The 17,203-nt window shown below is 58.3% G+C and carries 15 protein-coding genes and 2 pseudogenes; 8 read left to right on the top strand and 9 right to left on the bottom strand.

Annotated features, from left to right (window positions below; translation table 11 throughout):
- Positions 1 to 109 precede the first annotated feature (109 nt).
- The 7 genes from AUC60_RS05965 to rutR form a co-directional block, all read right to left on the bottom strand.
- The gene (locus tag AUC60_RS05965; protein ID WP_087265166.1) at positions 110 to 2,008 is read right to left on the bottom strand and encodes a HAMP domain-containing methyl-accepting chemotaxis protein; all 1,899 of its coding nucleotides are present in this window, start codon (positions 2,006 to 2,008) and stop codon (positions 110 to 112) included.
- A 229-nt stretch (positions 2,009 to 2,237) separates the two neighbouring features.
- The gene (locus AUC60_RS05970) at positions 2,238 to 2,729 is read right to left on the bottom strand and encodes a GAF domain-containing protein (protein ID WP_238599520.1); all 492 of its coding nucleotides are present in this window, start codon (positions 2,727 to 2,729) and stop codon (positions 2,238 to 2,240) included.
- 129 nt (positions 2,730 to 2,858) lie between these two features.
- On the bottom strand, positions 2,859 to 3,797 hold the full coding sequence (locus AUC60_RS05975) for an ABC transporter permease (protein WP_087265167.1): 939 nt from the start codon (positions 3,795 to 3,797) through the stop codon (positions 2,859 to 2,861).
- Positions 3,797 to 4,918, bottom strand: a complete 1,122-nt coding sequence (locus AUC60_RS05980; protein ID WP_087265168.1) for an ABC transporter permease — start codon at positions 4,916 to 4,918, stop codon at positions 3,797 to 3,799. The genes AUC60_RS05975 and AUC60_RS05980 overlap by 1 nt, the downstream gene beginning before the upstream one ends.
- Positions 4,911 to 6,425, bottom strand: coding sequence for an ABC transporter ATP-binding protein (locus tag AUC60_RS05985; protein ID WP_087265169.1), 1,515 nt, complete (start codon positions 6,423 to 6,425; stop codon positions 4,911 to 4,913). The genes AUC60_RS05980 and AUC60_RS05985 overlap by 8 nt, the downstream gene beginning before the upstream one ends.
- Positions 6,422 to 7,513, bottom strand: coding sequence for a BMP family ABC transporter substrate-binding protein (locus AUC60_RS05990; RefSeq protein WP_144443233.1), 1,092 nt, complete (start codon positions 7,511 to 7,513; stop codon positions 6,422 to 6,424). Before AUC60_RS05990 ends, AUC60_RS05985 begins: the two co-directional genes overlap by 4 nt.
- Positions 7,514 to 7,941: 428 nt before the next feature.
- Positions 7,942 to 8,700: an HTH-type transcriptional regulator RutR gene (gene rutR, locus AUC60_RS05995; protein ID WP_087265170.1), complete on the bottom strand. Its 759-nt coding sequence runs from the start codon at positions 8,698 to 8,700 to the stop codon at positions 7,942 to 7,944.
- A gap of 405 nt (positions 8,701 to 9,105) precedes the next feature.
- Here rutR and rutA point away from each other — a divergent pair, with 405 nt between their 5' ends.
- From rutA to rutF, 5 genes are all read left to right on the top strand, one after another.
- On the top strand, positions 9,106 to 10,188 hold the full coding sequence (gene rutA, locus AUC60_RS06000) for a pyrimidine utilization protein A (RefSeq protein WP_087265171.1): 1,083 nt from the start codon (positions 9,106 to 9,108) through the stop codon (positions 10,186 to 10,188).
- The gene (gene rutB, locus AUC60_RS06005; protein WP_087265172.1) at positions 10,188 to 10,928 is read left to right on the top strand and encodes a pyrimidine utilization protein B; all 741 of its coding nucleotides are present in this window, start codon (positions 10,188 to 10,190) and stop codon (positions 10,926 to 10,928) included. The genes rutA and rutB overlap by 1 nt, the downstream gene beginning before the upstream one ends.
- Positions 10,929 to 10,937: 9 nt before the next feature.
- On the top strand, positions 10,938 to 11,321 hold the full coding sequence (rutC, locus tag AUC60_RS06010) for a pyrimidine utilization protein C (RefSeq protein ID WP_027898842.1): 384 nt from the start codon (positions 10,938 to 10,940) through the stop codon (positions 11,319 to 11,321).
- Between the two features lie 213 nt (positions 11,322 to 11,534).
- Complete coding sequence (gene rutD, locus AUC60_RS06015) at positions 11,535 to 12,314, top strand: pyrimidine utilization protein D (protein ID WP_087265173.1); 780 nt, start codon at positions 11,535 to 11,537, stop codon at positions 12,312 to 12,314.
- Positions 12,315 to 12,327: 13 nt separating this feature from the next.
- Positions 12,328 to 12,855 carry an NADH-dependent FMN reductase RutF gene (gene rutF, locus AUC60_RS06020; protein WP_087265174.1) on the top strand — a complete coding sequence of 176 codons (528 nt, stop codon included), beginning with the start codon at positions 12,328 to 12,330 and terminating at the stop codon, positions 12,853 to 12,855.
- A 134-nt stretch (positions 12,856 to 12,989) separates the two neighbouring features.
- On the opposite strand, the gene AUC60_RS06025 is transcribed toward rutF, so the two are convergent.
- On the bottom strand, positions 12,990 to 13,343 hold the full coding sequence (locus AUC60_RS06025; protein ID WP_087265175.1) for a hypothetical protein: 354 nt from the start codon (positions 13,341 to 13,343) through the stop codon (positions 12,990 to 12,992).
- Positions 13,344 to 13,565: 222 nt separating this feature from the next.
- Here AUC60_RS06025 and AUC60_RS06030 point away from each other — a divergent pair, with 222 nt between their 5' ends.
- Positions 13,566 to 14,258: a hypothetical protein gene (locus tag AUC60_RS06030; RefSeq protein WP_087265176.1), complete on the top strand. Its 693-nt coding sequence runs from the start codon at positions 13,566 to 13,568 to the stop codon at positions 14,256 to 14,258.
- Between the two features lie 147 nt (positions 14,259 to 14,405).
- Here the strand turns inward: AUC60_RS06030 and AUC60_RS06035 are convergent, their stop codons facing one another.
- Positions 14,406 to 14,915 carry a YciE/YciF ferroxidase family protein gene (locus AUC60_RS06035; protein WP_027898837.1) on the bottom strand — a complete coding sequence of 170 codons (510 nt, stop codon included), beginning with the start codon at positions 14,913 to 14,915 and terminating at the stop codon, positions 14,406 to 14,408.
- A 466-nt stretch (positions 14,916 to 15,381) separates the two neighbouring features.
- On the opposite strand from AUC60_RS06035, the pseudogene AUC60_RS28435 reads away from it, so the two are divergent.
- Together AUC60_RS28435 and AUC60_RS28440 are read left to right on the top strand one after the other, a co-directional pair.
- A pseudogene (locus tag AUC60_RS28435) lies at positions 15,382 to 16,314 on the top strand (HAMP domain-containing protein); the annotation flags it as partial.
- A gap of 261 nt (positions 16,315 to 16,575) precedes the next feature.
- A pseudogene (locus AUC60_RS28440) lies at positions 16,576 to 17,172 on the top strand (methyl-accepting chemotaxis protein); the annotation flags it as partial.
- Positions 17,173 to 17,203: the final 31 nt, after the last annotated feature.

The raw sequence follows: 17,203 nt of genomic DNA on the forward strand, positions 1-17,203 counted from the left end.
GCTATCGCTGGCCTCGTAACCTCGGTGAGCACCTACAGGATTTGGGTTCTACAGTGAATGCATTTCGATTCAGTGCCAGTTTTTGACAGGAACGGCTAAAGCTCCGCCGTTAAAGCCGGAACTTGCCCACCATGCTCTGCAGATGCACACCCAAGCGCGCCAACTCGATGCTGGACGCTGCCGTCTCTTCACTGGCCGCAGAGGTCTGCTCGGAGATATCCCGGACATTGAGCACGCTGCGGTTGATCTCATCGGCGACGGCGCTTTGCTGTTCAGCCGCTGCCGCGATCTGCTGATTCATCGACTCGATGGACGACACAGAACGCGTAATGCTTACTAGCGATGTTGCGGCGCGCTGAGTCAGCTCAACGCTGCTGTCGGTCAACGAACGGCTGTTTTCCAGAATCGTCGCGACGCGCTGAGTGCCGGTATGCAGGCCGCTAATCAGGCCTTCGATCTCCTCGGTGGAGGTCTGGGTACGTTGCGCCAGGCTACGGACTTCATCGGCCACCACCGCAAAACCACGTCCGGCCTCACCGGCACGTGCCGCTTCAATGGCAGCGTTGAGGGCCAGCAGGTTGGTTTGCTGTGCCACCGACTTGATCACGTCGAGCACGCTGCCGATCTTGTCGCTTTCGCTTTGCAGATCGCTCATGGCAACTGTGGAGTGGCTCACTTCTTCAGCCAGTCGACCGATCTGCTGCATGGCCTGGGTGACCACTTCATCGCCCTGCTTCGCTTCGCGGCTGGCGTTGATCGCGGCTTCAGACGCTTCTTCGGCGTTACGAGCGACTTCCTGCACAGTGGCGGTCATTTCGTTCATGGCCGTAGCCACTTGATCAGTCTCCACCTTCTGGCTGTTGACGCCAGCGCTGGTCTGCTCGGTGACCGCCGACAGCTGCTCGGCAGCGCTGGCGATCTGCACTACGCCGTCACGGATCCCGCCAATCAGGTCACGCAGCCCAACCGTCATGCGCTGCATACTGGTTTGCAGCTGGCCCAATTCATCTTTACGCGTCACCACCATGTCGTGACTAAGATCACCGTTTGCCACGAACTCGGCATTACGCAGCGTTTCCATCAACGGCGCGACGATCAGACGAGTGATCACCCAGGCAGCCAGAATGCCGAACAACAGCGCGGCAATCGTCGCCCCGGCCAGCATCATGTTGGCGTCGTGAACATCGTCGTTACGCAGGACGATCTGGTTGGCAGTCATCTTCTTGCTGGCGTCCAGCAAGCGGGTCACATCGTCCGTCAGCGCAATCTGCGCCTGATTGGCTTTGGCCAGGCTGTCGCTGAACTGTCCGATTGCCGCACGGAACGCCACCAGAGACTGGTCAATGCCTTGAGCCACTTGAGGTGAAACCTGATTGAGGTTTTTCAGGTTATTGCGCGCCGCTTCAACAGCAGCGAGCGCAGGCGGGAGGTATTCAGGTTTAGCACTGTAAGTGTAAGTCTGGGCCTGTGAGCGTGCCTGCTGAATGAGGCGCTGTTGCGCGGTCATGACACGAGCCTGAGACTCAGTTTCACCCGCTTGATCCTGGATCTTCTCCAGTTCGGCAATCATCGTGTCGACCTGAGCGCCGATTGTGTTGCGTGCCGCTTCACGGTTTTGAGTCGCCTGAACAAACTCATTGAAGTGAGTTTTGTAAATGGTCACGGCATCACTGACTTCGCCAATCAGGCCAAGGCTGGCGCCGGTGACGAAAAGAGTTTTCATCCCGCGTGTCTGAGTCTCCAGCTTGCCAAGGCTGCTGGTGACCAACGCGGCACGCTCAGCGTCGGGGCTAAGCATGTAAGACAGACGGGCAATACGCAGATCGCGAGCCTGCTCGTTGAGCGTCGCAATGGACGCGACTTTGTCACCGCGTTCAGTCAACGACTGCAAACCGGACCAGCCAGTAAAAGCGATCAGACACGTAAGGATCAGCACCAGAGCGAAGCCCAGTGAGAGTTTTGCTTTGACACTGATATTCGCCAGAGTCGTGTTAATCGCTGTAAGCATAAAACCGTCCGAAAGTGGTTGAGTGAGTGAGGGCGGCCTTGCTCTCTTACCCGCGCATCCGTTTTGCGCGACATCAAAATGACATCACCCTATCAGAAACGTTTCAGCTTCAAGAAAAAAAGCACCAAAGCACAAAGGCCGGTTAGCTGACGCTACCGGCCCAGAGGCTTGTTTTGTGGGGAATGCAGGTGTGATGCGAGGAATTGCAGGACAGTATTTCAGATTATTTCTAGGCCGCAGCAGCAACCCGCGTCTGCAGATCGAGCGTTACGCCGATCAAGCGCGCAAAGATCTCCAGAGTGTGGATCAGATCCGGATCATCCAGCCTGGCGGGCAACGGATCGAGGGCGCACAACGTGCCGAAAAATGCGCCGTCAGCCAGGATGATCGGCAGCGACACATAGCTTTCGAAGCCATATTGCTTGGGCACAGGATGGTTGACGAAGCGCGGGTCTTCACTGACTTTGGAAATCACAACGGCGGCGTGGTGCTGACGAATTTCCTTGCAGATGGTCGCCTCGACGTCCAGCTCATCGCCAGGGCCGACCCCAAACTGGATTTCGTCATGGACAGCGCAGGCAATCCAGCGCTGATCGGTGACCCGGGCAATGGCCGCAAAGCGCAGGGATGTCAGGCGCGTCATCAGACGCAAAATGTTGGAAGTCGCCTCAACCTCGGCGATCGCAGCGACTTCTGCATCAGTCAATTGGATGGCTGTCACGTTTGTCTACTCGTATGTTTCGGATTCCCGAGATGCTGTGAGCACCGTCACAAACCACCGGGTGGTTGCGCATCGTACGTTGGCAGTCCCCTGCCGGGCAACTGCCTGCGTTGCCGCACCCTCAGCTTCTTAGCGTCGCTCCTCACGAATGAACGCTTCGCCCAGCGCGCCGGGTTGATTACCTGAACCTGTCGAAGCGCCGTTCCTGGCCATCGCCACCCAGATCATCACCAGCAACGTCACCGCATACGGCGTCATCAGCACGAAGTATTGCGGCAAGCGAATTCCGGTGGACGCCAGTTGTGGAATAAGCGCCTCAATGCAGCCGAACAGAATCGCACCGGCCAGCGCCCGCCATGGCGACCAGCGAGCAAAAATCACCAGCGACACCGCAATCCAGCCGCGTCCGCCGGTCATGTCCGCGATCCACATTTTGGTGCTGAGCACCGAGATGTAGCCGCCTGCCAGACCGATCAGCGCCGCACCCGCCAGAATGGCAGCCAGTCGATAACCCAGTACTGAAATACCCGCCGCATCCGCCGCTTGAGGATTTTCGCCAACGGCTCGCAAGCGCAGGCCCGTATGACTGCGATAAAGAAACCAGACTACGCCGAGAAAAATCAGCGGCGTCAGATAAACCAGCGGGTTTTGTACAAAGATTTTTCCGATCAGCGGCAACTCGGAAAGCGGCCAAAGGGCGACGGCGGCGAGCCCGGTCACCGGTTGATTGGTCCATTCCAGCAAGGTGCCGAGCAATCCGGTCAGCCCTTGGCAGAAGAACACCAGTGCGAGCCCCGCGATGACTTGATTGATGCGCATCACCAGCACCATCAGCGCAAACAGCAGCGACACCACACTGGCGGCCAGCATCGCCATGATCAGCGAGATCATCGGCGTGCTGAAGCTCAGTTGTGCACCAATCGCCGCCAGCGCACCGACCAGCATCAAGCCTTCGGCACCCAGCGCAAGAACTCCGGCACGCTCGGTCAGAATCAGGCCAAGAGCAGCCAACGCAAATGGCACCGCAAAGTCCGGGGAATTGCCCAGCCAGTTGGCAATCATGTCCATCACTGCTCTCCCCTTTGAATCAATCGCATGCGATGACGAATGAAAAAGTCCGACGAGGCGACGCAAATCACCAGAATCGCCTGGATCAGTTGCACCATGGAAAACGGGATCTGATAGAACACCTGCAAACTGCGACCGGCGACGAACAGCAGCGCGACCAGCAACGCAACGATGGTGGCCGCCACGGGGTTGTTGCGCGCCAGGAAGGCAATCAGGATTCCGGAAAATCCGTAGCCCTGATAGAACGATTGGGTCAGACGACCTTCCTGCCCGGCGGTGACGATAAATCCGGCAATCCCGGCCAAAGCCCCGGAAAGCAACACCGTGCCGATGATCATCTTGCGTACCGGCACGCCCACAGCATCGGCAACTCGCGGATTGGCATCCACGAAACGCAGGTACAGGCCCGCTCGGGAAATGCCGACAAACCACAGCGCGAACAAGGTCACGAGGATCGCCAGGATGATCGCTGCGTTATAACCATCAAGCAGATCCGGCAAGCGCTCGAAACTGCGGAATGCCGGAGAGTATGGAAAGTTGTCGCGGGGGTCTTTCCAACTGCCGTAGAGCAGATGCAGGAGGAAGTTGGCGGCAATGTAGTTAAGCATCAGGGTCGAGATGATTTCGTTGACCTTGAGACGTAACTTGAGCAACACCGGGGCGATAGTCCACAGCACGCCGCAAACCACCGCCGCTGCCAGCATTAGCGGCAGACGGATCGACGGCGGGCCGACTTCGAACAGGGAGATCGCCGTGGCCCCGATCCCGCCCCAGATCATCTGGCCTTCCAGGCCCAGGTTCCAGAATCGCGCCCGAAACGCCATGCACCCGGCCAGCCCCACCAGAATCATCGGCGCCGCCTGAAACAGCACCGCTTTGAAGTTCTGCGGGTCCAGCACGGTGAGCACGACAAACTCATTGAGCAGCTCTTCAGCCGGAACACCGGCGCCGACCAGAATCGCCGCCGAAACCGCCAGACCGACCACCAAGGCCAGAGCAATTACCAGCGCCTGCCAGTACCAGGCCAGTTGCTGACGAATTTCCAGGGCATAGCGGCGGGAAAGCAGGGGCTGACGTCGTGCAGGCTTATGGGTCGGGGATTGCAGTATGACTTCAGTCATGACTCACCATGGCTTTGCCTATCGCCTGACGATCCGCCGGGCGTTCGAATTCTGCGACGATCCGGCCGCTGTTCATGACCCCGATGCGATCAGCGAGCATCAGCACCTCATCAAGGTCTTCGCTGATCACCAACACCGCAGCTCCCGCATCGCGCGCGGCCCGCAAACGACCGTGCACCGCAGCAGTAGCTTTGGCATCCAGACCACGACTGGGGCTGTGCACCAGCACCAGTTGCGGATCGCGGCTGAATTCCCGGGCGATCACCAGTTTCTGCGCGTTACCACCCGACAGCAGAGCGGCTTTTTGCTGCAAGGAGCGAACACCCTGCACGTCGAACGCGCTGATAGCGGCAGTAGCATCCTCATCCATCCGCTTGCTGCGCAGGTGTAAAAAAGAACCGTAACGACCGCTGTGAATCTGCCCGATAGCAAAGTTCTCGGCCACGGACAGTGAACCGGCTAACGCTGCGCCATAACGGTCGGCAGGAATCGACGCGATGCGCAGTTCCCGGCGCTGCTCGGCAGATGCGCCGCACAAATCGCCGAAACCCTGCAGCAGCATTTCGCCTTCTACCGCTTGAGGCAGGCCCATCAAGGCATTGGCCAATTCACTCTGGCCGTTACCGCCTACCCCGGCGATGCCGTAAATCTGCCCGGCATGCAGGGTCATGTCGACGCCAGCGAGCGGGCCCTGCCCCGGTGTGGAACGCAGATTGCGCACCACCAGTTTCGCCTCGCCCGCCGCAGCCTGCGGATGTTCTGTATTTGCCTGAGACTCGCCCACCGTCAAACGCACCAGTTGTTCAACCGATACGCTTTGCGGATCCAGAGTTTCCACCGTCCGCCCGCCACGCATCACCGTCACCCGGTCGGCATAGCGTTTAACGTCGGACATTTTGTGTGTCACCAGAATCACCGCCGCACCTTGCCGAGCGAAAGACTGCACGGTCGCCAGCAAGCGTTCGGCTTCCTGATCGGTGAGTACGGCGGTGGGCTCGTCGAGAATCAGGATCCGCGCACCGGCCAGCAGCACCTTGAGAATCTCGACCCGTTGCTGTTCGGCAATCGACAGGTTTTCGATGGTCTGGCGCGGATCAATGGCAAAGCCCAGTTCCTGAGCCTTGCCGCTGATCTGCTGCTCAAGTGCTCTCAAGCGCTTGCTGTAGCTGCCCTGCCCCACAGAATCAGGCAAGCCCAGCAGAATGTTCTGGGCAACGGTGAACGGTCGCACCAGCTTGAAATGCTGGTGGACCATACCGATGTGATAACGACTCGCGTCCTTGGGGCCGCTGAGCCGTACCGGGTTGTCATCAATCAACAGCGACCCGCTCTCCGGCGCATACAAACCGGCGGCGATGTTCATCAGCGATGATTTACCCGCGCCGTTTTCGCCGAGCAAGGCATGCACTTCCCCCCATTTACCAGTGAAGTGCGCGTCAGTCAGGGCCTTGAAGCCATCGAATGATTTGCTGATACCGGTGAGCTGGATCGCGGTCGCCTGGCTCATTGCTGCGAAGCCACGCCTTTGACGAACCAGTCCATTTTCCACAAGTCGGCATCTGGCATGTTCGTGCCCGCCGCTATCCGCTCCTTGCCATCCCGATCACTCATCGGGCCGCTGTAAATGATCTTCTGACCCTTCATCAGTTGCTCGCGAGCAGCCTCGATCTTTTGTTTGTTCTCGGCAGAAATATGATCGCCAGCCGTCAGCGTAATGTCTGTGCCACCTTGCTCCATGGACAGCAGTGCGCCTTTGGGATCGGGCACCCAGTTACCGGCGATGACTTTCTTCAACTCAGGGGCAAGAAAGCGATCCCAGACCCAGGCCGAAGAACACACGGTGGCCTTGGGCGCAAACTCACTCAAGTCACGGTGATAACCAGTGCCCAGCACGCCGCGCTCCTGCGCAACGATTTGTGGCGTCGGGCTGTCCACGTGCTGGCCGATCACATCCGCGCCGTTATCGATCAAGGCCATGGCGGCCGCGCGCTCTTTGACCGGATCGTTCCACGCGCCGGTGTAAATCACGTTGACCGTGGCATTGGGGTTGATCTGCTGCGCACCGAGCGCGAAGGCATTGACTGTCCAGTTGACCTGGCCAAAGGGGTTGGCAGCGACGAAACCCAGTTTGCCGGTCTTCGATGCCGCGCCAGCCACCATGCCGCACAGGTACTGACTTTCGTAAGTACGACCGTAGAAGGATTCCAGATTGGGCGCATTGGTTGTGCCCGAACCGTTGAGGAAAGCGATCTTCGGGTACTTCTTCGCCAGGTCGAGAAAAGTATCGGAGTAGCCGAAGGCGGTACCAATGATGACATTCGCGCCTCGAGCGATCAGTCGATCAACCACCGGAGTGATTGCAGCGGCGTTCTCCGGAACGCTTTCCACGTACTGGATTTTGGTGCCCAGCTCTTTCTCCAGCTTGACCCGCGACTCATCGAACGCCTGAGTCCAGCCACCGTCATTGCGTGGACTGATATAAACCATGGCGATCTTCGCCGGCTTCTCCAGGGTCAGGCCCTCTGCCGAAGCGCCGTGCGCCAGACCCAGCAATATTGCCGCACCCAAAGTTTGCTTAAGAAATCTGTTGAGCATTGTTGATCATCCTGATGGTAGGCCAGCAGCGGGATAAAGCTCGCCCGATCAGAACCCCCGATCGAACAGCTGCTCAGGAGATAGCAGTAACTGTGCCACTCCATGAATAGCTATAGGTTTCAGTCGCTTAGCGTTTTAAGCAGGCAAAAACAGATCAAATGGTCCGAAGCAGAGCACTTGGTTTGGGCGGGGCAAGCACAAAAAGCGGGCATGGGGGTTGAGATGGGTCAAAGAGATGGGCTTGAAAAGGATTGCTGACCCGACACAATCGCGGGCATGAGCGGTGCCGCGTCGTCCGTACGCCGTGCCGTCGCGACGCACACACAGGATCTGTAGGAGCGCCCGAGCACCGCGAGGCCGCGATGGCGGTGCATCAGGCAGGACGCCATCGTGGCCTCGCGGCGCTCGTCAAACCCCAAATAAGACAGTTAACGCGGCCTGATGCCATTGAGGACTAGCGCCTGCAGGTTTTCCAGCGTGTGCGCAAAAAACACCGGATCATCAAGCGTCTTGCCGGTCACCGCATTGATCTGGCTGGCAAAGTCCGCGTAGTGCTGAGTGGTTGCCCACAGCGAAAAGATCAGGTGATGTGGTTCAACCGGTGCCAGTTTGCCCGCCTCGATCCAGCCCTGGATCACCGAGACTTTGGCCTCGACGATATCGCGCAGTGGCTGCTCCAGTTCAGCCAGCATCAACGGCGCGCCCTGAATGATCTCCAGACAAAACAGTCGCGACTCGGCGGGATGGTCACGGGACAACTCCAGCTTGACCCGGATGTACTCGCTGATCGCCTCAATCGGGTCCTGCTCTGCACTGAACCCGCGCAACGGTTTGAGCCAGACATCCAGTAACTGGCGCAGCACACTGGTGTACAACTCTTCTTTACTGGCGAAGTAATAAAGCAGATTGGTCTTGGAGACATCGGCCATGCTCGCCACCTGGTCCAGGCTGGTGCCATGCAGGCCGAAGCGCGAGAAGATTTCCAGCGCGGCCTCCAGAATCGCGGCACGCTTGCCTTCTACCAGACGCATCCGCCGCTTGACCGTCGACGCACTGGCCTCGCGCGTGGCTTTGCCTTTTCCTTTAGCCACAGGCTTGGCTTTAGCCTTGACCGCAGGTGCCTTTGGTTTCACCACACGGCTACGTTTGACGGGTTTGGACGGCGCCACTGGAGGTTCTTTGTTCACATTTACGACCGCATCAACATTGAAGACCGGGGCACTTTACCTTGGCAGATGGGGGCTGGGTAAAGCACTCATGCAGAAAACACGAAACCTGTAGGAGCGCACGAGCACCGCGAGGCCGCGATAGCGTTTTGTCTGATGCTCGTGCGCTCCTACAGCTCGGTGTTAACTGCGAGACAGCGCGGCACAATCAAATCCAGGCCCATGCCCTGTCTGCGTGCACCACGCACAAACCAAGTGCTCTAATCCAGACCAAATGGTCTGAAACTTATTTCACTATTCAATCAACCCTTTGTTTTAAAAAGACAATCTAAAACTGGCCTGCTTCATGCAAAACGGCTTGTGTAGCGTGCTGCCGGACTTCTCCGGGTGCACCGTTCATTGCCACCGCATGCAAGAGGCCTTCACATGGATATTGGAATCTTCATCCCTACCGGTAACAACGGCTGGCTGATTTCCAGCAACGCGCCGCAGTACATGCCGACGTTCGAACTGAACAAGACAATCGTGCAGAAGGCCGAGCATTACGGCTTCGAATTTGCCCTGTCGATGATCAAGTTGCGCGGGTTCGGTGGCAAGACCGAGTTCTGGGAACACAACATGGAGTCCTTCACGTTGATGGCGGGTCTGGCCGCTGTCACCAGCCGCATCCATCTGTTCGCTACTGTTGCGACCCTGACTATTCCGCCAGCGATCGTGGCGCGCATGGCCTCGACTATCGACTCGATTTCCAACGGGCGGTTTGGTGTAAATCTGGTGACGGGCTGGCAGAAGCCGGAATACGAGCAGATGGGCATGTGGCCTGGGGATGATTTCTTCTCGACGCGCTATGAATACCTGGCCGAATACGCCCAGGTATTGCGGGACCTGTGGAGCACCGGGCACAGCGATCTCAAAGGCAAATACTTCACCATGAATGACTGCCGCGTCAGCCCTAAACCCCAGGCCGACATGAAAATCATCTGCGCAGGCCAGAGCGAAGCAGGAATGGCGTTTTCCTCGCAATACGCTGACTACAACTTCTGCTTCGGCAAGGGCGTGAATACCCCGATGGCCTACGCGCCGACCGCTGCCAAGCTGATCGAGGCCAACGAAAAAACCGGCCGCAACGTCACTTCCTGCCCGCTGTTCATGATCATCGCCGATGATACCGATGAAGCCGCCCGTGCCCGTTGGGAGCACATCAAGGCGGGTGCCGACGAGGAAGCCATCGCCTGGCTCAGCGATAAAGGCTCAGCCGACAAGAGCCCCGGCTCGAACATGCGGCAGATGGCCGACCCGACTTCGGCAGTGAACATCAACATGGGCACGCTGGTGGGTTCCTGGGCCTCGGTAGCCCGCATGCTTGATGAAGTGGCCAGCGTACCCGGCACCCAGGGCGTGATGCTGACCTTCGATGACTTCGTCAAAGGCGTGGAAGATTTCGGGCAGAAGATTCAGCCACTGATGACCAGTCGCGAACACATCAATTTGCTCAAGGAATCTGCCTGATGAATGCACTTGCCACCGTATCGGGTTATCTGCCAACCCACTCCGACGAGCCCGCCCGTCAACTCCCGGCCAGCCCGGAACCGCTGAGCATGAAAGCCTGTGAAACGGCCTTGATCGTGATCGACATGCAGAACGCCTATTCAACACCGGGCGGCTATCTGGACCTCGCGGGATTTGATGTGAGCAGTACCGGCCCGGTGATCGCCAGCATTCAGAAAGCATTGGTCACGGCGCGCGCCGCCGGCATGCCGGTGATTTTCTTCCAGAACGGCTGGGACCCGGACTACGTCGAAGCTGGCGGACCGGGTTCGCCCAACTGGCATAAATCCAATGCCCTGAAAACCATGCGCAAACGCCCCGAGCTGCAAGGTCAACTGTTAGCCAAAGGCGGCTGGGACTACCAATTGGTGGACGAACTGCAGCCGCAGCCGGGCGACATCGTATTGCCGAAAACCCGTTACAGCGGCTTCTTCAACACCAACTTCGACAGCGTGCTGCGCAGCCGTGGCATTCGCAATCTGGTGTTCACCGGGATCGCCACCAACGTCTGCGTCGAGTCGACCCTGCGCGACGGATTCTTCCTCGAATACTTCGGCGTGGTGCTGGCCGATGCCACCCATCAGGCGGGTCCGGCATTTGCGCAGCAGGCGGCGCTGTTCAACATCGAAACGTTTTTCGGCTGGGTGTCCAGCGTTGACGATTTCTGCAGCACTTTCACTCCAAAAACCTCCACTCTCTGAGGAAAGCCCATGACCAAGAAAGCGATCATCCCAGCTGGCACTACCAAGCCCATCGCCCCGTTCGTTCCGGGTTCCATGGCCGACGGCGTGCTGTATGTGTCCGGTACCCTGCCCTTCGACAAAGACAACAACGTCGTGCATGTGGGCGACGCAACCGCGCAGACCCGCCACGTGCTGGAAACCATCAAGAGCGTGATTGAAACCGCAGGCGGCACGATGGACGACGTTACGTTCAACATGATCATGATCAAGGACTGGGCCGACTACGCGAAGGTCAACGAGGTCTACGCCGAATACTTTGCGGGAGAAAAACCAGCGCGTTACTGCATCCAGTGCGGCCTGGTGAAACCCGAAGCCCTGATCGAAATCGCCAGCATCGCTCACATTGGCTGATCTCAAAGGATAGAAGCTGTGCTGCATTGGATCTGTAGGAACGCACGAGCACCGCGAGGCCGCAATGGCGGTGTATCAGACAAGACGCCATCGCGGCCTCGCGTTGCTCGTGCGCTCCTACAGGTGCAAGGTTTGACAAGCGGCAGCGCGGTGTCAGGGACAGAGCCCCACCCACAATAAGCAGGCGCTTGAGCACCTGTAATGGAGTCTTGCATGCACTACGAAATCCTCGGCAGCCGGGCCGCCGATGCGCCAACGCTGGTACTGAGTTCAGGGCTGGGCGGTTCGGCCCGATTCTGGGCACCGCAACTCCCGGTCCTGGCCGAAGACTATCGGGTGGTGGTTTACGATCAGGCCGGTACCGGCCGCAGCCCGGCAACCCTTGCCGAGGATTATTCGATTGCGAGCATGGCCAGCGAATTACTGGCGCTGCTCGACAGTATTGAAGTGCAACACTGTCACTTCATGGGCCATGCGCTGGGTGGACTGGTAGGCCTTGAGCTGGCTCTGCAACGCCCGCAACTGTTGCAAAGCATGATTCTGATCAACGCCTGGAGCAGCCCGAACCCGCATAGCGAACGCTGCTTCGCGGTGCGCAAGAATCTATTGCGCGACAGCGGCCCGGCAGCTTACGTCCAGGCTCAAGCGCTGTTTCTGTACCCCGCCGACTGGATCGCCGGGCACAGCGCGCAACTGGCCGAAGATGAAGCCCACGCGCTGGCGCACTTTCCCGAGACCAACAACCTGCTGCGCCGGATTGCCGCGTTGCAGGCATTCGATGTCGAAGATCAGTTACACAAGATCACCACGCCGACCCTGCTGCTCGCCAACCGCGATGACATGTTGGTGCCATGGCAGCGCTCGCAACATCTGGCCAGCAAGCTTTCGGCGGGACAATTAACGCTACTCGACTATGGCGGCCATGCATCCAGCGTCAGCGATGTCGAACCCTTCAATCGCGTCATTCTCGATTACCTGGCCAGCCAGGCCTGAGCGGAGAAAAACCATGCAAGCATCCGAACTTCTCGCCGTCGCCCAGACGTTGCTGCCGATCCCGCAACAGGACTACCGCAACGCCATGGCCGGTCTGGCTGCGGCGGTCAACGTGATCACCACCGACGGTCCGCACGGGCGCTGCGGATTCACCGCGACCGCCGTGTGCAGCGTCACCGACACACCGCCGACCTTGCTGGTCTGCCTGAATCGTTCAGCGTCAGTGCATGCAGCGCTGACGGCCAACGCGACCCTGTGCGTCAACACCCTGACCTGCGAGCAACGGGACTTGTCCAATCTGTTTGGCGGCAAGACGCCAATGGCTGAGCGTTTTGCCGCCGCGCGATGGGAATCCTGGGTCACCGGCTCGCCGGTGCTGGAAGGTGCCGCTGCGTCGTTTGATTGCCGGGTCAGCCAGACCGTCAGCGTCGGCACTCATGACATTCTGTTCTGCGAGGTTTTAGCGCTGAGCAGGCAGCAGGATGCCGCGGCACTGGTTTATTTTGACCGGGGGTATCACGGGTTGAGCGCTGCGGGGTGACAGTTATCTTTACCCGCCGCATAACCGGTAGGAGGCAACTTGTTGGCGAGGCTTTTTGCCCTGTGTTAACTCGACTAACGCCTCGCCAACAAGTTGCCTCCTATCAGTAACGTGTTTCATCTGAAAAAGTTGCGTCACTCAACCCGCTTGATCGACACCACTTCAAAATACTTGTACTTCTCTTTCGCTGCCGCCTTGCGGGCTTCCTGCTCGGCGTCGAAGGTGCTCAGGGTTTTGGCTTCGTGGACAAACAGCGTCTCGTCGCCTTCAAACTCTTTGGTTACCCGCAACGTCACCACCAAGGCTGGCGACAAGCGTTTGGCTTTCGGGCGCGGCGCAGGTGGCTCTTTTTTGGCCACCGGAGCAGGCGCTGGCGTCGGAACCGGCTCGGGTTTTGGCTCAGGCTCCACGGGCGCGGGTGTAGCTGGTGAAGGAACATCAAGACCCAGCGCTCTGCGCATATCGTCTTCGGTCAACCCTGTGCTCATGTGCCGCTTTCTCTGTTGGTCAGTGATTCAAGGGCGCGATGATCAACAGACGCAAGGGAAAAAACAAGTGCGGTATTGTACGGTTTTGCTATTACTCGCCTGGAACGCCCGGAATAGACCGATCCGGTATTGGTCCGTGACAACAGCGCTTGTGTCCACTAGATTATGCGCCCCGAAAGGCCAGTGACTTTTCGCGCCTCAAACCTGAAATAGTGAAATTCAATGCTTGATTCCCAGACAACTGAATCCGTGACTTCCGCCAAGCTCGAATACGAAAACGCCATCGGTCTTTCACAGCACGTGCCTCAAGCCAAGACCATCAGTGAGATGGTGCTTGATGCGTTCCAGACTGCCAAGGAAAGTGACGAAATCCGTCAACTGCGTGCCGCGATCCGTACTGCCCAGGACAGTTACGACGATGACAAGGCTTACGAACTGATGGGCGAACTCAAGCGCCTGAAGGACGCCGAAGCGGCCGACAGCCTGGCACTGGCCGACTTGAGCACGCAGTTCCCGATCAGCCGGATCCTGTCCAGCTATAAAGACGATCCAGCCTTTCAGGAACTGGTTTACAGCCTCGCGCTCAAGGTACTGAACCAGACTCATCAGGCGATCAGCAACCCGAGCACAGGCAAAAGCAAAACTGCCCGCGCCAAGAAAGAAGCCGAGGTCTACACCATCAGCAAGGACGGCCAAAGTGTCAGCCTGCCTTTGCGTACGCCTCGCTCCAACCTGAATGTCGACCGTGAAGCCTTTGAATTCCTCGGTTTCACGTTTGTAGGCGAAGGCGATGAGGCCACCCTGCAGAGCGAGACATTCACCGATAACGAAGGCAACGAATTGCCGGTCAACCGCAAGAACGTCGTCACTGCGCTGCAGCAGGGCAAGGCGTTTGAGGGTTACAGCATCGCTTGAATTTGTTTCACAGCACACTGGACTGTAGGAGCTCACGAGCAACGCGAGGCAGCGATAGCGGTCTGCCTGACACACCGCATCGCGGCCGTCGTTACCTCCGAGCGCTCCTACAGAATTACCACATCAGCCGAAGCTCTCAGGCAGAACCTACGACGCTATGGTCGCCGCCTGATTCCCACCTTGCTCGGCAATCGCCGACAGTTTTTCATCCGCAGACTTTTCCTCTGTCAGCGTCTCGCCCAACAGCTTGGCGGCATCTTTCATACCCAGCTGTTTCGCCATGGCGATCAACGTGCCGTAAGCCGCGATTTCGTAATGCTCGACCTTCTGGCAGGCGCCAATCAATGCCGCATCCAGCACCTCGCCCTTCTCGATCTCCTCAAGCAATTCTTTGCTTTCCTCAACCAGCCCTTCCATGGCTGCGCACTTCATGCGTTTAAGCTTGAGTTCGCCCTGCTCCACCAACTGATCGATACGCTCGATCTGCCCGTAGGTTTCCTCAAGATGCGCCTCAAACGCTTCCTTGAGCAGTGGGTTGGTTGAAGCTCGCGCCAGACGGGGCAAAGCCTTGGTGATCTGTTTCTCTGCGCTGTAAACGTCGGACAGCTCATGAATGAACAAGTCTGCAACGGTCGTTCTGGTGTTTGTCTTGGCCATGCGGCACCTCGTAGATCGGTTATGGATCGTCTTGGATTCCTGGGACGTAAACCGCTGCGAAAACACCTGAATGACGCAACCGTCAGTTAGGTGGAGTGGCCCCTGATGGCAGACGTTCAGAGCATCGCAGGCTAATGCCGACGAAATGCGCAAATCGATTACCGACATATCATCTGAAGACCTTCAAGAACCCGTTTGCCAAGCCGATAGCCGATTACCACAACAATAAATTCGAAACACTACTGCGTACCTGCCAAAACTAACCCGGACTACACCCGGGATGTGAGCCAGAACTGCAATCGGAGCGTGGATGAACATCAAACAGAAATTGACGTGGGCATTCGCGGTGATCGCGTCTTTGCCAATCATCGTCGTAGCCAGCATCGTCATCATCAACCTGCGCAGCGATGCGACCGATGGCTTCTCCGACAGTAGCGGTCGCGAAATACGGCAGGTCGCCAATGCAATGCAGCTGTTTTTCGAAAGCATTGGCCAGAACGCAGATTACCTGGCCCTCAACCCACTGGTCACCGGGGCCGGGGACAGCATCAAAAGCTACATGAGCGCCGATGCGCCAAACCTGCCTGAATCCGATGCACACAAAACACTGTTCCAGTTTTTTGAAGGCATAGGCAAAAGCCATCCCGCTTACTCCTACGTATCGTACGGTCTGGCCAATGGCAGCTATGCAATCTGGCCCGCCGACGCAAAGCTGGCCAATTACGACCCACGTCAGCGCCCGTGGTACAAAACCGCCATGGCCAACCCTGGCAAAACCGTACGCACCGACGCCTATTACTGGGCCAACGACGACGCAGTCCTGGTCAGCACAGTCCGCACGGTCGCCAACACGGTGGGCAACCCCGGGGGCGTGGTCGCGATTGACGTCTCCCTCAAGCAACTGACGACTATCGTCAAGCAGATCAAGCTGGGTGAAAGCGGCTACCTGATGCTGCTGGAAAACAACGGCACCATTCTGGTCGACCCGCGTAAACCCGAGCACAACTTCAAGAAAATCGGCGAGTTGGGCGACGGTTACGCGCAACTGGCCAAGGCTGGTAGCGGCCTGACAGAAGTGACACTGGATGGCGAACGGTATATGGCCAACGTGTTTCCTTCCGAGCAATTGGGCTGGAGCTTCATCGGTCTGATCAAGCAGGAAGAAGTCATGGGTTCGGCTACCCGCCTGACCTGGCTGATCGCTGTTATCGCCGCCGTGTTGGCGGTCATTTTTGCTTTGGTCGGGGCCAGCTTTGCGTCGCTCATCGTGCGGCCGATCCGCAGCGTAGCCAGCGGTCTGGAAGGTATCGCCCAAGGTGAAGGCGACCTGACCCATAACCTGGATGTGCGCGGCAACGATGAAACCGCCCAGCTCGCTAACTGGTTCAACAAATTCCTCGCGGCAATCCGCAGTCTGATTCAGCATATCGGTCTGGCGGCGAACAAGATTCTCGACACCTCCACCAGCTCGACTCAGGTGTCGAACAACATGGCCGACGCCGCCGGACGTCAGCGTGAAGCGGTGGACATGGTGTCGACTGCGTTCCACGAGATGGTCGCTACCGCCAACGAAGTCGCCCGCTCCTGCAGTCAGGCTGCTGAATCGGCAGACAACGGCCAGCGTCAGGCCCGTGAAGGCCAGCGCCAGATCGACGATGCGGTCAGCAGCGTTGATCAGTTGAGCTCGGAACTGTCCCAGTCCGCCACAGCCATGGTGCAACTGGAAAAAGACAGCAACGCGATTCAGTCAATTCTCGACACCATCCGCTCCATTGCTGAACAGACCAACCTGCTGGCCCTTAACGCAGCCATCGAGGCGGCGCGTGCCGGTGAGCAAGGTCGTGGGTTTGCGGTGGTGGCCGATGAGGTCAGGGCCTTGGCCAAACGGACTGCCGACTCAACCGCCGAGATCGACAACCTGCTCGGCACCCTCGCCCGCCGCACGTCGTCGGTAACGCAACAGATGAACGCCAGCCTCGCTGTATCGCAGCAATCGGTGGAGAAAATCGGTCAGGCGCGCAGCAGCTTCGGGCAGATCCGTGAGTCGGTGGACGTGATCCGCGACATGAATACCCAGATCGCGACCGCCGCTGAAGAGCAGCATCACGTGGCGGAAGACATTAACCGGCACATCAGCCAGATCCATGGCGATGCGCAGTTGGTGGCCGAACTTGCCGAATCAGCCCGTGCCGACTCGCGCAGTCTGGCAGCGCTGTCCATCGAACTGGACGGTCTGGTCAAGCGTTTCCGGACTTGATTGATAGCGGCGGGTCGAGCGTCAAACCTCG

The organism is Pseudomonas caspiana (assembly GCF_002158995.1).
GTDB lineage: Bacteria > Pseudomonadota > Gammaproteobacteria > Pseudomonadales > Pseudomonadaceae > Aquipseudomonas > Aquipseudomonas caspiana.

Coding starts and splice junctions, on each gene's coding strand:
- AUC60_RS05965 (WP_087265166.1), bottom strand. CDS start 2,008: ATGCTTACAGCGATTAACACGACTCTGGCGAATATCAGTGTCAAAGCA.
- AUC60_RS05975 (WP_087265167.1), bottom strand. CDS start 3,797: ATGGACATGATTGCCAACTGGCTGGGCAATTCCCCGGACTTTGCGGTG.
- AUC60_RS05980 (WP_087265168.1), bottom strand. CDS start 4,918: ATGACTGAAGTCATACTGCAATCCCCGACCCATAAGCCTGCACGACGT.
- AUC60_RS05985 (WP_087265169.1), bottom strand. CDS start 6,425: ATGAGCCAGGCGACCGCGATCCAGCTCACCGGTATCAGCAAATCATTC.
- AUC60_RS05990 (WP_144443233.1), bottom strand. CDS start 7,513: ATGCTCAACAGATTTCTTAAGCAAACTTTGGGTGCGGCAATATTGCTG.
- rutA (WP_087265171.1), top strand. CDS start 9,106: ATGGATATTGGAATCTTCATCCCTACCGGTAACAACGGCTGGCTGATT.
- rutB (WP_087265172.1), top strand. CDS start 10,188: ATGAATGCACTTGCCACCGTATCGGGTTATCTGCCAACCCACTCCGAC.
- rutC (WP_027898842.1), top strand. CDS start 10,938: ATGACCAAGAAAGCGATCATCCCAGCTGGCACTACCAAGCCCATCGCC.
- rutD (WP_087265173.1), top strand. CDS start 11,535: ATGCACTACGAAATCCTCGGCAGCCGGGCCGCCGATGCGCCAACGCTG.
- rutF (WP_087265174.1), top strand. CDS start 12,328: ATGCAAGCATCCGAACTTCTCGCCGTCGCCCAGACGTTGCTGCCGATC.
- AUC60_RS06025 (WP_087265175.1), bottom strand. CDS start 13,343: ATGAGCACAGGGTTGACCGAAGACGATATGCGCAGAGCGCTGGGTCTT.
- AUC60_RS06030 (WP_087265176.1), top strand. CDS start 13,566: ATGCTTGATTCCCAGACAACTGAATCCGTGACTTCCGCCAAGCTCGAA.
- AUC60_RS06035 (WP_027898837.1), bottom strand. CDS start 14,915: ATGGCCAAGACAAACACCAGAACGACCGTTGCAGACTTGTTCATTCAT.